The sequence below is a fragment of the Mesorhizobium sp. DxT genome (genome assembly GCF_058448885.1).
Genome location: NZ_JBZFLJ010000005.1, coordinates 80,402 through 93,607, shown reverse-complemented (window position 1 = coordinate 93,607; position 13,206 = coordinate 80,402). Strand labels below are relative to the sequence as shown.

The following is a 13,206-nucleotide window of genomic DNA, read 5'->3' as shown; positions in this document are numbered from 1 at the left end:
CATGACCGATCTGACGCACCTGACCATTGCAGAAGCCCGCGACCGCCTGCACACCAAGGACATCTCGGCGATCGAGCTGACCGATGCCTATCTCGGCGCGATCGATGCCGCCAACGAGACGTTCAACGCCTATGTCGCCGTCACCCACGACAAGGCGCGCGAGATGGCCAGGGCGTCCGACGAGCGGCTGGCCGCCGGCAAAGGCGGCGCGCTGGAGGGTATTCCGCTCGGCATCAAGGACCTCTTTGCCACCGAAGGCGTCCACACGCAGGCTGCCAGCCATGTTCTGGATGGCTTCAAGCCGCGCTACGAATCGACCGTGACGGCCAATCTGTGGGCCGACGGCGCAGTGATGCTCGGCAAGCTCAACATGGACGAGTTCGCCATGGGCTCGTCGAACGAGACCTCCTATTACGGCCCGGTCAAGAATCCCTGGCGGGCGAAGGGCTCCAACGTCGACCTCGTGCCGGGCGGCTCTTCGGGCGGTTCGGCCGCGGCGGTTTCGGCCTTCCTCTGCGCGGGCGCGACCGCGACCGACACCGGCGGCTCCATCCGCCAGCCGGCGGCCTTCACCGGCACGGTCGGCATCAAGCCCACCTATGGCCGCTGCTCGCGCTGGGGCACGGTCGCCTTCGCCTCGTCGCTCGACCAGGCTGGGCCGATCACCCGCGACGTGCGCGATGCGGCGATCATGCTGAAATCAATGGCTTCCGTCGACGCGAAGGACACGACCTCGGTCGACCGGCCGGTGCCTGACTACGAGACCGCGCTTGGCCAGTCGGTCAAAGGCATGAAGATCGGCATTCCGAAGGAATACCGCGTCGACGGCATGCCGGAGGAGATCGAGGCTCTGTGGCAGAAAGGTATCGCCTGGCTCAAGGATGCCGGCGCCGAGATCGTCGACATCTCGCTGCCGCACACGAAATACGCCCTGCCGGCCTATTATATCGTTGCGCCCGCTGAGGCGTCGTCCAACCTCGCGCGCTACGACGGCGTGCGTTACGGGCTGCGCGTTCCCGGCAAGGACATCATCGACATGTACGAAAAGACCCGCGCCGCCGGCTTCGGCCGCGAGGTCAAGCGCCGCATCATGATCGGCACCTATGTGCTGTCGGCGGGCTATTACGACGCCTACTACGTACAGGCACAGAAGGTTCGGACGCTTATCAAGAAGGACTTCGAAGATGTCTTTCACGCGGGCGTGGACGCGATCCTGACGCCGGCGACACCGTCGGCAGCCTTCGGCATCGCAGACCAGGAGATGGCGGCCGATCCGGTGAAGATGTACCTGAACGACATCTTCACCGTGACGGTGAACATGGCGGGCCTGCCCGGCATCGCGGTGCCAGCGGGCCTCGATGGCAAGGGCCTGCCGCTCGGTCTGCAGCTCATCGGGCGGCCGTTCGAAGAAGAGACGCTCTTCCGCGCCTCCCACATAATCGAGCAGGCTGCCGGCCGATTCGAACCGGAGAAGTGGTGGTAGTGCGTTGATTCGATGTTCTTCACGCTCTCCAAGCTCTTCTGGATTGTGGCGCAGCCGATCAACCTGATCGGCATACTGGTGCTGCTGGGCATCGTCTGTGCATTCTTCCGGTTGCGGCGGATCGGTTTGTTCTTCTCCATCTGCGGCCTGCTCGTGCTGGCGCTCGGCGGCTGGACGAGCACCGGCGCGCTGCTGCTGCATCCGCTGGAGGATCGCTTCGCCAGACCCGACCCCGCGCCGCAGGATGTCGCCGGCATCATCGTCCTTGGTGGGGGCTTCGAAGGCGCGATCAACCTCGCGCGTGGCGGCTATGAGCTCAACGCCAGCGGCGACCGTTTTGTGGAAACGGCGGTCCTTGCAAGGCTCTACCCGCAGGCGCGGGTCGTCGTGACAGGTGGCACCGGCACGCTGATCCTCGAAGGTGAGGGCGACGGCGATACCGCCCCACGCCTTCTGACGGCGCTCGGCGTCGAAGCGGACCGCCTGGTGCTGGAGAACCGCTCGCGCAATACCTACGAGAACGCGCTTTTCACCCGCGAGATGGTCGAGCCGAAACCGGGAGAAACCTGGCTTCTGGTGACCTCGGCATTTCACATGCCGCGCTCAGTCGGTCTTTTCCGCAAGGCGGGGTTCGACGTTGTGCCGTGGCCGGCGGACTACCGCACGGCCGGCAACGAGCCCGTGGGCCTTGCCCGCGACAACGTATCCGATTCCCTGCAGAACCTGACGATTGCCATACGCGAATGGATCGGGCTCGTGGCCTACCGGCTCACCGGTCGTATAGACAGCATCTTCCCGGAGCGCTCCTAGCCGCCGCCTTCGAGCACGGCGCGTCGCGCGGTGGAGAAGAACTGCCGGCGGATCAGGACGCCCAGGATGAAGGTCGTGGTAGCGATGAACACCCACGGGCCGACGAACCAGCCCAGATAGCCGATCGAGAAGAAGATCGCCCGCAGTCCGGCGTTGAAGTGCTTGCCGGCGAGCATGTTCATCTGCGCGGCCCGGGCCACCGAAGCGTCGATCTCGGCATCAGTCTGGCCGTCTTCCCGCGCCACCGGCACAGCGCCGATCAGGATCGAGCAGTAGTTGAACAGCCTGTAGGACCAGCCAAACTTGAAGAAGGCGTAGCAGAGGACGGCGACCAGCCCGAGCACCTTGGCCTCGAACACCGGCCGCGCATCGGCATCCGTGGCGGGCAGTTCGCCCAGCACGTCGAGCACAGCGTCGGTTGAACCCAGGAGAGCGAAGCAGCCGCCGATGGCCAGCAGGCAGCTCGACGCGAAGAACGCCGTGCCCTGCTGAAGCCCGCCCATGATGCTGGTATCGACCATGCGCATGTCGCGCCGCGCCATTGTGCGCATCCACGCCTCGCGTTGCCGGTTCATCGCCGAAGTCAGCGTTTCGCGCGAGACGATGCGGCCTTGCGTCGCGTGCGAAAACAGGGTCCAGCCGATCAGAAAGAAGGCGAGCGCGGCAATGTCGGGAGGGGAGCGGAACAGGGAATCGATCAACATGCCGCTATCCTATCGCGAAAGGCTGTGCCGCAGGCCAACTTTTGCGCCTCAATTTGGCCGTCTATGTTGAAAAGCGATGAATATCTGTGGCCGCCTCAAGCCCTTGAAAAGGAATAATTTTAATCGGTTTGCGCCATTCAGGCAAAAGGCCTTGCCTTGCTTTCGCCGTTTTTGCATTGCGGATGGCGCGCCGAACGGCTATCTAGCGGCCAGACGGGTGGGACCGTCGCGGCGTTTCGAGAGCTGCATTTCGGGATGAAATCTACGGAAACAGGACAAAAATGGACGAAACCGTTCAGAAATCCTGCTGGGGCGTAACCGCCAAGGCAGTGATCGGCTTTGCCGGCATCATTCTTCTGGCTTGGCTTTTCAGTGGTCCGGCGTCTGCGGCGATGATCGTCGCCGGCTAGACCCTCCCGGCAATCTCAGGGATCTGAAAAGGCGCGGTTTCGACCGCGCCTTTTTCTTTTGCGGGCAGGAATGTCGCAGCCTGATCAGATGAGGTCGGCAGCCTGCTTGCTTCTCATGCCGAAAGCCGCGAAACATCGGGGCCAACCCAGTCGGAGCGCTTCTCGATGTTCCTTTCCGTCTTCGATCTGTTCAAGATCGGCATTGGCCCGTCCTCGTCCCATACGATGGGGCCTATGACGGCGGCCGCGCGCTTCCTGTCGGAACTGTCCGGCGACGACTGGCCAAGACCGGCAGGCGTCGCCGTGGCGCGACTTGCAGTCAGCCTCCACGGTTCGCTTGCCTTTACCGGCGTCGGACACGGAACGGATCGCGCGGTTATCCTGGGGCTGACCGGACTTACGCCGGTCACGGTCGATCCGGACAATGTCGACGCAACGCTCGCCGACGTTCAGGCGCAGAAGCGCGTCAGCCCGCCCGGCCATCCGACCTACCGTTTCGATCCCGCGACCGATCTGGTGCTCGACAAGAAGACGCCGCTGCCCGGCCATGCGAACGGCATGGCGTTTTCAGCCTTTGACGCCGACGACCGGCTGCTCCTGCGCCGCATCTATTATTCGATCGGGGGCGGTTTCGTCGTCTCCGACGAGGAACTGCAGCGCATGAAGGCCGAGGGGCCGGTGCGGGGCAGCGGCGACAAGGGCGTTCCTTATCCCTTCGGGAAAGCGAAGGAGATGCTGGCAATGGCGGCACGCAGCGGTCTTTCGATCGCGGCGATGAAGCGCGCCAATGAGGAGAAGTTCGTCTCCCGTGAGGCGCTGAATGCCTCGCTCGACGGCATCTGGGATGCGATGCGCAGCTGCATCGAGCGTGGCCTGTCGCAGGAAGGCATCATGCCCGGTGGGCTGAAGGTCAAGCGGCGCGCGCGCCAGCTTCACGACAAGCTGCAAGACGAATGGAGCCGCAACCGACCGAACCCGCTTCTGGCCAATGACTGGCTCTCGATCTACGCCATGGCCGTCAACGAGGAGAACGCCGCCGGCGGGCGCGTGGTAACGGCGCCGACAAACGGCGCCGCGGGCGTGGTGCCCGCCGTCATGCGCTACTGGCTGCATTTCCATGTCGAGGCCGATCAGGACTCGATCCGCGACTTCCTGCTGACGGCGGCGGCGATCGGCGGCATCATCAAGCACAATGCATCGATCTCGGGCGCCGAGGTTGGCTGCCAGGGCGAGGTTGGGTCTGCGTCGGCCATGGCTGCGGCCGGGCTTTGCGCCGTCATGGGCGGCACGCCAGCCCAGGTGGAGAACGCCGCCGAAATCGCCCTGGAACATCATCTGGGCATGACCTGCGATCCGGTCGGCGGTCTGGTGCAGGTGCCCTGCATCGAGCGCAATGCGCTGGGCGCGGTCAAGGCGGTCACCGCCGCCTCGCTGGCGATCAAGGGCGACGGCACCCATTTCGTGCCGCTGGATGCCGCGGTCGAGACCATGCGGCAGACGGGCCTCGACATGAACGAGCGCTACAAGGAAACGAGCCTCGGCGGGCTGGCCGTCAACGTCGTCGAATGCTGAGCCTGTGGAAAGTGCGGACCGGCGCTGTAAGGCGCGCCGTTAAGCGCTAGATTAGGCGCATGGCTCTCAATCTCATCAAACTATGCGTCGGCGCCGAAAGCGTCGAGGATCTCGAAGACTGGATCGCGCTGCGGCTCGAGGAGAAGCGGCGAGCCGGCCTTCCCGTTGAGCATTTCCATACCACCCGTATGGTGCCCAAGCGCGTCGACGAGCTGCTTGATGGCGGTTCGCTGTACTGGGTGATCAAGGGAGGCGTTCAATGTCGCCAGCGTCTGGTCGACATACGCCCCTTCACGGATGGAGAAGGCATAGGCCGCTGTCACCTCGTCTTCGACCCCCAGGTCGTGCGGACGCAGTGGCAGCCCCGCAGGCCCTTCCAGGGCTGGCGCTATCTTGTGCCGGCCGATACGCCGACCGATCTTGGCGGTGCGGACGCAGGCGAGGAACTGCCGCTGAACCTGCGCCGTGAGCTCTCCGAGCTGGGCCTGCTTTAACCCAACTTCGCACGACCTGCCGCCGATGCCTCGCGACGGATTGTAACGCAACGGCAAACCGGCGATGCTGCGTGCGAAGTATGGAGTTGCGGTCACATGAACGTGTCCGGTGTATCAGCGAGCGTTTCCGCCGCGCCACGTCGCGCCCACGTCATCGTGTGCGGCAACGCGAAGGGCGGCACCGGCAAATCGACTTTTGCCATGCATATCGCGGTGGCGCTGCTCCGCGCCGGCAATCGAGTCGCAACGATTGATCTCGACACCGCCCAGCAATCGCTGACACGTTACGTCGAAAACCGCAGGCGATGGGTTCGGGCGACTGGTATCGCAGTCGCATTGCCCGATCATCGCGACGTCCCGCATCACGCGCGTGACGCGGCCAGCGAAGGCGCTGCCTTCGCTGCTCTTGCACATGCGCTCGCTGGCGTCGATGCCGCGTTCGATTTCGTCGTCATCGACACCGCAGCCGGTGACACGTTCCTCGGCAGGCTTGCGCATCGGCTTGCCGACACCCTGGTCACCCCGCTGAACGATTCTCCGATCGATCTGGAAGCGCTCGGCAGCCTCCAACCCTTGGCGCGCAGGCCGCTATCCGGTTCGGGTTACGCGCTGGCGGTCGCACAGGCACGCGAAGAGCGCCGACGTGCCGATGGCAAACTGTTCGACTGGATCGTCGCCTGCAATCGCGTGCCGGTGACGGCAGCGGGCGAAGCCAGGATCGCGCCGCGCTTGCGCGATATGGCGTCCAGGCTTGGCTTTCGCTTCGCAGACGGTATCTCGCAGCGGTCGCTGTTCGACGAACTCTTCGCAGCGGGCCTCACGGCGGTTGACGAATACGACGGACGTTCGGCGTCCTCCCGGCCGAACCTCGCGCATCTGGCCGCGCGGCAGGAGATGCGGCGGCTGATGGATCGAATGGATCTGCTTCATACCAAGCCTTCGTTACCAGTGGGCGAGCCCGGGACGAGCCCGACCGAAGCCGCGATCACGCCCGCGCTGTGACGCTTTCGCCCAACGCGCTTCAGGCCTTGCAAGCAGTCCGTCACGGCCACATGTTCTTGGCATGAGCAACGACAAGACGCCGGCACCCCGCAAGGCCGACCAGAAACCTGCCGCGGCGCGATCCGACAGCACCGCGATTGATGCGTTTGTGCGCCATGCGCGCGCTTTGGCACAGCCCACCGGGGCCAAAGATGGCGGGCGGCTGATTCTGGCGCTCGACGCGACGATGAGCCGGCAGCCGACCTGGGACCTCGCATGTTCGTTGCAGGCTGAGATGTTTGACGCCGTATCCAGGGCAGGGGGCCTCAACGTCCAGCTCGTTTATTTCCGTGGCTTTGGCGAGTGCCGCGCATCGAGGTTTGTGCGCGATACCAGCTCGTTGAAAGACCTGATGGTGAAGATCGACTGCCGGGGCGGACATACGCAGATCGGCAAGGTGCTTTCGCACACGCTGAAGGAGACGGAACGGACCAAGGTCAACGCGCTGGTCTATATCGGCGACGCGATGGAGGAAAATGTGGACGACCTGGCCGACAAGGCCGGCCGGCTCGGTCTGCACGGCGTTCCCGTGTTCGCCTTCCAGGAAGGGCACGATCCGGTCGCCGAAACCGCATTCAAGGAAGTCGCCCGGCTTTCGAAGGGGGCTTGGTTCCGCTTCGACCGTAACGCGGCTTCCACCCTGTCGAAGCTGCTTTCGGCGGTTGCCGTCTACGCAACAGGCGGGTTGAAGGCGCTGGAAGCCAGAGGCCGCGCCGAGGACCGCCTGATGATCGAGCATCTGAAGAAGTCCGGCGGACGGGGATGACGGTCCTTTTCTATCTCGCCGCCGCCGTTCTTGTGTTGACCCTGCTGGGCGCAGCCTTTGTGCGCATGGACGCGAGGCGAATCGCTGGCAGCATGAGGCTTGTTGGCCCGATCGCGGTCGGCGGGCTTGGTGTTGGCTTGCTACTGCTCGGGCGTGCAGGGCTTGGCGGGATGCTGATCTCCACAGCACTCGCATGGCACCTATCGGGCCGCATGCGCCGGCAGGCCCGTCCGACGCCTGGAAAGCACTCCACTGTGCGCACCGCCGCGTTGGAGATGGAATTGGATCACGATTCCGGATCGCTTGAAGGGATTGTGCTTGTCGGGCGTTTCGAGGGGCGCGAGCTTGGCCAGCTCGAGCTCGACCAGTTGTTGCAGCTCGGCGGTGAATTCTCCGCCGACCCGGAAAGCATGCAGCTACTTGAGACCTATCTTGACGGCCGTTTTCCCGGCTGGCGTGACCACGCGCAGTCGGACATGGGCGGCGGGCAGGGTGGCGCGCCAGCTTCTGGCCCCATGACTAAGCAGGAGGCCTACGAGATCCTTGGTCTTGAAGCTGGTGCCAGTGCGGCGGAGATCCGCAAGGCGCATCGCCGCCTGATGCAGCGCCTGCACCCCGACCTCGGCGGCACTTCTTTCCTTGCGGCGAGGATCAACGAGGCCAAGGAAGTTTTGCTGTCTGATCACAAATAGTCCCCTTCGACGTAGTGCTGACCCGGGCAGCCCGCGGCGCGGGCTGGTCCGAAGGTCCGCTTACGACCCCACTGCGTAGCAATCGATCTTCTGCTTCTTGAGCGCGTTGCAGGCGTTCCATGCCTGGTTCTTCGAAGCAAACCCGCCGAAGCGCGCGCGATAGTAGACAGTGCCCTTGTTGTCGAATTCCTCGATGAAGGCGTTCGCGGTGTTGAGGATGCGGGGCGCTTCCTTGCCGGTGCGCACGAGCGCGGCAAACGCGTCGCTTTGCGACGGTGACGAAGCAACCTGCACCACCCAGCCGGAGGGCGCCGTGGACGAAGTCATAACGGGATCGATGTTGGCGTCCCCTTCGGCGGCGAAGCGGGCCTCAACGGCTGCTGCCGGTGTCGGCACCGGAGCAGACGGTATGGGTGCAGAAGGCGTCGGTGTCAGCGCGGCAACGGCTGCGGGCGTCGTCTCCTGCGCATATGCCACCAACGGCGCGCTGACTTCTTCGCGCGGCCGGAAGTCCGGTGTCGGAATGTTGCGGCTTGGCAGCGAGAAGGCGCTTGCAGCCACCGCGACGGCGCCTGGGGTCGGACGCTGGGACGCGATCAGCGCTCCACCACCGCTGCGGGAGGCTTTCGGCAAATAGTCGCGCAGCAGCGCCGCCATGTGATCGTCGCGGCTGCGACCGCTCTTGCCGCCCATAACCACGGCGACGACGCTGCGACCGTTGTCTTGCACGGAAGTCACCACATTGAACCCAGACGCGCGGATGTAGCCGGTCTTGATGCCGTCGACACCCTTGATTCGGCCGAACATCCGGTTGTGTGTGGTGATCGTCTGCTTGCCATATTTGAAGGATCGGGTGGAGAAGTAGTCGTAGTACTGCGGGAAGTGCTCGCGCAGGGCTACGCCGAGAATCGCCATGTCGCGCGCGGTCGTGTGCTGGGCACTGTTGGGCAAGCCATGAGCATTGCGAAATTGCGTCGAGTTCATTCCGAGCTGGCGCGCCTTGGCCGTCATCATCCGTGCGAAGTTCGCCTCCGAGCCACCGAGCATTTCGGCAACGGCGGTCGCGACATCGTTGGCCGAACGTGTGACGAGCGCGCGGATGGCTGTGTCCACGGTGATGGAGCCACCGGCCTTCACGCCCAGCTTCGTTGGCGGTTCAGCCGATGCATTTTTCGAGAAGGGGATGGCGGTCTTGGTCGAGATGCGCCGCGCGTTCATCGCCTCGAAGATGAGATAGACGGTCATCATCTTCGTCAGCGATGCGGGATAGCGCCGCGCATCTGCATTGCGCGAGAACAGCACCTGACCGGTGCGCGCATCCATCACATAGGCCGCATAACGGGAATTGGCCGAAGCCGACCCTGCTCCTGCGACCGTGAACATGACGACCGCCAGCATGGCGACGAAAATGCTGCGAGTGTTCGAGATTTGCGAGATAAAGCCTGCCAACGCCTGACGCACAACCATAGCTACACTTCTACTGATACTGACTGATGCCCAAACCCGCCCCCGGGATTGTCAGCCACGATAGAGGCGAGCCCGTTACCAATCCGTTTATGGTAACCGGCCCGTTCACCAATTTCGTCAACTTCTAGGAAAGAAAGCGGCCTCGACAGCCAGCTGTTGATCGGCCCCAAGGCGGCATATTGACTTTTTGTGCACTGCAACATAAATAGAGTGCAACGCATTAGGGATGCGGGAAACCCCACCTCCAACGGAAGGTAGCATTCAGATGATTCAGTCGTTCGAAGACGCCAGCAAGGCTGGCAAGGAATTCATGGACACCGGCCTCAAGAGCTTCGCCGCCCTGTCGAAGAACGCGCAGGCGATCACCGTAGAGGCCACCGAGTACTCGAAGAAGGCATTCGAGAACGGCACCGCCGCTTTCGAGAAGCTGACCTCCGCCAAGTCGCTCGACAAGGCTGTCGAGATCCAGACCGACTATGCCAAGCAGGCTTACGAAGGCTTCGTCGCACAGGCCACCAAGATGGGTGAGCTTTATGCCGAGATGGCCAAGGACGCCTACAAGCCCTTCGAATCGGTCGTCGCCAAGGCGAAGTAATCCGCTTCGAAATCGTTGTCGCGCGGGCTTTTGCCCGCCGATATGCCCGGTCGCGGCTTCGCGGCCGGGTTTTTTGTCGTTTCAGGGTTCGAAGTGCGCTACGCCGCACCCGAATTCGCGCGTCTGTGACGTGAGCCGTATTGTCAGCAAGAAAGAAGGCCTTAAAATTTCATGATGAGTGCCTACATGACGTGCCTTGAAGGAAGCGCGCGCAACTGGAAGGATGCGGAAACGAGTGGCGGGGTACCCATGCCGGAACTGGTGACGAGGATGCAGGGTGACGACGACCGGGCCAACGGTCCCGGACGCGGCACCGCAGTCATCACCCGTACCAAGCCGAAAACCAAGAAGCCGTCGCTCTACCGCGTGCTCATCCTCAACGACGACTACACCCCGATGGAATTCGTGGTCCATGTGCTGGAGCGTTTCTTCCAGAAGGATCGCGAGGCCGCGACCCGCATCATGTTGCATGTTCACAATCACGGTGTCGGTGAATGCGGGGTCTATACATATGAGGTGGCTGAGACCAAAGTGACTCAAGTCATGGATTTCGCCCGCCAGCACCAGCATCCGCTGCAATGCGTGATGGAAAAGAAATGAGGTTCTGAATGCCGGCTTTCTCGCAAGGCCTCGAACGGGCGCTGCATCAGGCGCTGACCTTTGCAAACGAGCGTCACCACGAATATGCGACGCTCGAACACCTGCTGCTCGCGCTCCTCGACGACGGTGATGCCGCCGCCGTGATGCGCGCCTGCAACGTCAATCTCGAAGAGTTGAAGCAGACCGTCCTGTCCTACATCGACACCGAGCTCGACAATCTCGTCACCGGCTACGATGAAGATTCCAAGCCGACGGCAGGCTTCCAGCGCGTGATCCAGCGCGCGGTCATCCATGTCCAGTCATCCGGTCGCGAGGAAGTGTCCGGCGCCAACGTGCTCGTCGCGATCTTCGCCGAGCGCGAAAGCCACGCCGCATATTTCCTCCAGGAACAGCAGATGACGCGTTACGATGCGGTCAACTACATCAGCCACGGCATTGCGAAGCGGCCGGGCTCGTCGGAGGCTCGCGCGCCGCGCGGAGCCGAGGACGAGCAGGGCGGCCAGCCCGGCGTGGGCGAGGGCGAGGACGGCGGCAAGAAGAAGCAGCAGGACGCCCTGACGGCCTACTGCGTGAACCTCAACGCCAAGGCCCGGCAGGGCAAGATCGATCCTCTGATCGGTCGCGAGTCGGAGATCAACCGGACGATCCAGGTGCTCTGCCGCCGCTCCAAGAACAATCCGCTTTATGTGGGTGACCCCGGCGTCGGCAAGACGGCGATCGCCGAAGGGCTCGCCAAGCGAATCGTCGAAGGCGACGTGCCGGAAGTGCTTCACGATGCCACCATCTTCGCGCTCGACATGGGCACGCTGCTGGCAGGCACGCGTTACCGCGGCGACTTCGAGGAGCGGCTGAAGCAGGTCGTGAAGGAGCTTGAAGATTACCCCGGCGCGGTCCTCTTCATCGACGAGATCCACACGGTGATCGGCGCCGGCGCGACGTCGGGCGGGGCGATGGATGCCTCCAACCTTCTCAAGCCGGCCCTGTCGTCGGGCGCGATCCGCTGCATCGGCTCGACCACCTACAAGGAGTTCCGCCAGTTCTTCGAGAAGGACAGGGCTCTTGTCCGCCGCTTCCAGAAGATCGACGTGAACGAGCCTTCGGTCGAGGACGCGATCTCGATCATGAAGGGGCTGAAGCCCTATTTCGAGAAGTTCCACAAGGTTAAGTACACCAACGAGGCCATCAAGGCCGCGGTGGAGCTGTCCTCGCGCTACATCAGCGACCGCAAGCTGCCCGACAAGGCGATCGACGTGATCGACGAGACGGGTGCCTCGCAGATGCTGCTGCCCGAATCGCGCCGCAAGAAGACGATCTCCATCAAGGAGATCGAGGCTACCGTGGCGACGATGGCGCGTATTCCGCCCAAGACTGTCTCCGCCGATGACGAGAAGGTTCTCGCCAGCCTGGAGGAGGAGCTGAAGCGCGTCGTCTACGGGCAGGATACGGCAATCACGGCGCTGTCGTCGGCGATCAAGCTGGCGCGTGCCGGGCTGCGCGAACCGGAGAAGCCGATCGGCTCCTACCTGTTCTCGGGCCCCACCGGCGTCGGCAAGACCGAAGTCGCCAAACAGCTCGCCGCCTCCCTCGGCGTCGAACTGCTGCGCTTCGACATGTCGGAATATATGGAGCGGCACACGGTCTCGCGTCTGATCGGCGCACCTCCCGGCTATGTCGGCTTCGACCAGGGCGGGCTCCTGACCGACGGCGTCGACCAGCATCCGCATTGCGTGCTGCTGCTGGATGAGATCGAGAAGGCGCATCCGGACCTGTTCAACATCCTGTTGCAGGTGATGGACCACGGCAGGCTGACGGACCACAACGGAAAGCAGATCGATTTCCGCAACGTGATCCTCATTATGACAACCAATGCGGGCGCGGCCGACCTTGCGAAGGCTGCGATCGGCTTCGGCTCGTCCAAGCGCGACAGCGACGACATGGAGGCGATAAACCGGCTGTTCACGCCGGAGTTCCGCAATCGTCTCGACGCGATCATCCCGTTCGGCTCGCTGCCGGTCCCGGTGATCCACCAGGTGGTGCAGAAGTTCGTGATGCAGCTCGAGGCGCAGCTCGCCGAGCGCCGCGTCACCTTCGACCTCACGCCGGAAGCAATCGCCTGGCTTGCCGACAAGGGTTACGACGAGCGCATGGGAGCACGTCCGCTCTCTCGCGTCATCCAGGAGCACATCAAGAAGCCTCTGGCCGACGAGGTGCTTTTCGGCAGACTGAAGAAGGGCGGCACGGTGCGCGTCTCGGTGATCAAGACCGACGCCGGCATCGAGGTTCTCAACCTCGAGGCGCTTGCCGATGAGACACCGGTCAAGCCGAAGAAGGAAGACCCCGAGGAACGGCCGGTAAAACGTAAGGCGGCCAAGAAGAAGGCACCGGCAAAGGCGACGGCATCTGCAGCCAAGCCGAAGAGCGAGCCCAAGGGCAAGCAGCCCCCCAAGCGCAGCATCGTTCCGCAACTGCCGCGCAAATAACGATGGATCCGTGACGGGCCGCAAAGCCCGTCACGGCCTCTCGCGCTGCGCCCGCGAAAGTTGCGGGATCGGCGACGAGCCATATCGCGCTG

Annotated in this window: 13 protein-coding genes; 11 read left to right on the top strand and 2 right to left on the bottom strand. The window is 63.4% G+C overall.

Annotation, left to right across the window (positions count from 1 at the left end; genetic code table 11):
- The first annotated feature begins 1 nt into the window (after nucleotide 1).
- Nucleotides 2–1,483 carry an Asp-tRNA(Asn)/Glu-tRNA(Gln) amidotransferase subunit GatA gene (gene gatA / locus ACVJNE_RS11250; protein ID WP_499565603.1) on the top strand — a complete coding sequence of 494 codons (1,482 nt, stop codon included), beginning with the start codon at nucleotides 2–4 and terminating at the stop codon, nucleotides 1,481–1,483.
- 12 nt (nucleotides 1,484–1,495) lie between these two features.
- Nucleotides 1,496–2,293 (top strand): YdcF family protein, encoded by a 798-nt coding sequence (locus tag ACVJNE_RS11245; protein WP_499565601.1) that lies wholly within the window; start codon nucleotides 1,496–1,498, stop codon nucleotides 2,291–2,293.
- On the opposite strand, the gene ACVJNE_RS11240 is transcribed toward ACVJNE_RS11245, so the two are convergent.
- Nucleotides 2,290–2,994, bottom strand: coding sequence for a DUF599 domain-containing protein (locus tag ACVJNE_RS11240; RefSeq protein WP_499565948.1), 705 nt, complete (start codon nucleotides 2,992–2,994; stop codon nucleotides 2,290–2,292). The genes ACVJNE_RS11245 and ACVJNE_RS11240 overlap by 4 nt on opposite strands.
- Nucleotides 2,995–3,278: 284 nt before the next feature.
- Between ACVJNE_RS11240 and ACVJNE_RS11235 the strand changes: the two genes are divergently transcribed.
- The 6 genes from ACVJNE_RS11235 (at nucleotide 3,279) to ACVJNE_RS11210 (ending at nucleotide 7,972) form a co-directional block, all read left to right on the top strand.
- Complete coding sequence (locus ACVJNE_RS11235; protein WP_280515712.1) at nucleotides 3,279–3,407, top strand: hypothetical protein; 129 nt, start codon at nucleotides 3,279–3,281, stop codon at nucleotides 3,405–3,407.
- Between the two features lie 165 nt (nucleotides 3,408–3,572).
- Complete coding sequence (locus tag ACVJNE_RS11230; RefSeq protein ID WP_499565598.1) at nucleotides 3,573–4,979, top strand: L-serine ammonia-lyase; 1,407 nt, start codon at nucleotides 3,573–3,575, stop codon at nucleotides 4,977–4,979.
- A gap of 59 nt (nucleotides 4,980–5,038) precedes the next feature.
- Nucleotides 5,039–5,473 (top strand): DUF1489 family protein, encoded by a 435-nt coding sequence (locus ACVJNE_RS11225; RefSeq protein WP_499565596.1) that lies wholly within the window; start codon nucleotides 5,039–5,041, stop codon nucleotides 5,471–5,473.
- A gap of 96 nt (nucleotides 5,474–5,569) precedes the next feature.
- On the top strand, nucleotides 5,570–6,475 hold the full coding sequence (locus ACVJNE_RS11220) for a division plane positioning ATPase MipZ (protein WP_499565594.1): 906 nt from the start codon (nucleotides 5,570–5,572) through the stop codon (nucleotides 6,473–6,475).
- Nucleotides 6,476–6,536: 61 nt separating this feature from the next.
- Nucleotides 6,537–7,280, top strand: a complete 744-nt coding sequence (locus tag ACVJNE_RS11215; RefSeq protein WP_368803038.1) for a VWA domain-containing protein — start codon at nucleotides 6,537–6,539, stop codon at nucleotides 7,278–7,280.
- Nucleotides 7,277–7,972, top strand: a complete 696-nt coding sequence (locus ACVJNE_RS11210; protein ID WP_499565592.1) for a DnaJ domain-containing protein — start codon at nucleotides 7,277–7,279, stop codon at nucleotides 7,970–7,972. The genes ACVJNE_RS11215 and ACVJNE_RS11210 overlap by 4 nt, the downstream gene beginning before the upstream one ends.
- Nucleotides 7,973–8,032: 60 nt before the next feature.
- Here the strand turns inward: ACVJNE_RS11210 and ACVJNE_RS11205 are convergent, their stop codons facing one another.
- The gene (locus ACVJNE_RS11205; protein ID WP_499565590.1) at nucleotides 8,033–9,439 is read right to left on the bottom strand and encodes a serine hydrolase; all 1,407 of its coding nucleotides are present in this window, start codon (nucleotides 9,437–9,439) and stop codon (nucleotides 8,033–8,035) included.
- A 265-nt stretch (nucleotides 9,440–9,704) separates the two neighbouring features.
- Between ACVJNE_RS11205 and ACVJNE_RS11200 the strand changes: the two genes are divergently transcribed.
- The 3 genes from ACVJNE_RS11200 (at nucleotide 9,705) to clpA (ending at nucleotide 13,114) form a co-directional block, all read left to right on the top strand.
- Nucleotides 9,705–10,034: a phasin family protein gene (locus tag ACVJNE_RS11200; RefSeq protein WP_368803040.1), complete on the top strand. Its 330-nt coding sequence runs from the start codon at nucleotides 9,705–9,707 to the stop codon at nucleotides 10,032–10,034.
- Between the two features lie 249 nt (nucleotides 10,035–10,283).
- Nucleotides 10,284–10,634, top strand: a complete 351-nt coding sequence (gene clpS, locus ACVJNE_RS11195; RefSeq protein ID WP_376769168.1) for an ATP-dependent Clp protease adapter ClpS — start codon at nucleotides 10,284–10,286, stop codon at nucleotides 10,632–10,634.
- A gap of 8 nt (nucleotides 10,635–10,642) precedes the next feature.
- On the top strand, nucleotides 10,643–13,114 hold the full coding sequence (gene clpA / locus ACVJNE_RS11190) for an ATP-dependent Clp protease ATP-binding subunit ClpA (RefSeq protein ID WP_368803041.1): 2,472 nt from the start codon (nucleotides 10,643–10,645) through the stop codon (nucleotides 13,112–13,114).
- Nucleotides 13,115–13,206: the final 92 nt, after the last annotated feature.

Coding starts and splice junctions, on each gene's coding strand:
- gatA (WP_499565603.1), top strand. CDS start 2: ATGACCGATCTGACGCACCTGACCATTGCAGAAGCCCGCGACCGCCTG.
- ACVJNE_RS11245 (WP_499565601.1), top strand. CDS start 1,496: ATGTTCTTCACGCTCTCCAAGCTCTTCTGGATTGTGGCGCAGCCGATC.
- ACVJNE_RS11235 (WP_280515712.1), top strand. CDS start 3,279: ATGGACGAAACCGTTCAGAAATCCTGCTGGGGCGTAACCGCCAAGGCA.
- ACVJNE_RS11230 (WP_499565598.1), top strand. CDS start 3,573: ATGTTCCTTTCCGTCTTCGATCTGTTCAAGATCGGCATTGGCCCGTCC.
- ACVJNE_RS11225 (WP_499565596.1), top strand. CDS start 5,039: ATGGCTCTCAATCTCATCAAACTATGCGTCGGCGCCGAAAGCGTCGAG.
- ACVJNE_RS11220 (WP_499565594.1), top strand. CDS start 5,570: ATGAACGTGTCCGGTGTATCAGCGAGCGTTTCCGCCGCGCCACGTCGC.
- ACVJNE_RS11215 (WP_368803038.1), top strand. CDS start 6,537: ATGAGCAACGACAAGACGCCGGCACCCCGCAAGGCCGACCAGAAACCT.
- ACVJNE_RS11210 (WP_499565592.1), top strand. CDS start 7,277: ATGACGGTCCTTTTCTATCTCGCCGCCGCCGTTCTTGTGTTGACCCTG.
- ACVJNE_RS11205 (WP_499565590.1), bottom strand. CDS start 9,439: ATGGTTGTGCGTCAGGCGTTGGCAGGCTTTATCTCGCAAATCTCGAAC.
- ACVJNE_RS11200 (WP_368803040.1), top strand. CDS start 9,705: ATGATTCAGTCGTTCGAAGACGCCAGCAAGGCTGGCAAGGAATTCATG.
- clpS (WP_376769168.1), top strand. CDS start 10,284: ATGCCGGAACTGGTGACGAGGATGCAGGGTGACGACGACCGGGCCAAC.
- clpA (WP_368803041.1), top strand. CDS start 10,643: ATGCCGGCTTTCTCGCAAGGCCTCGAACGGGCGCTGCATCAGGCGCTG.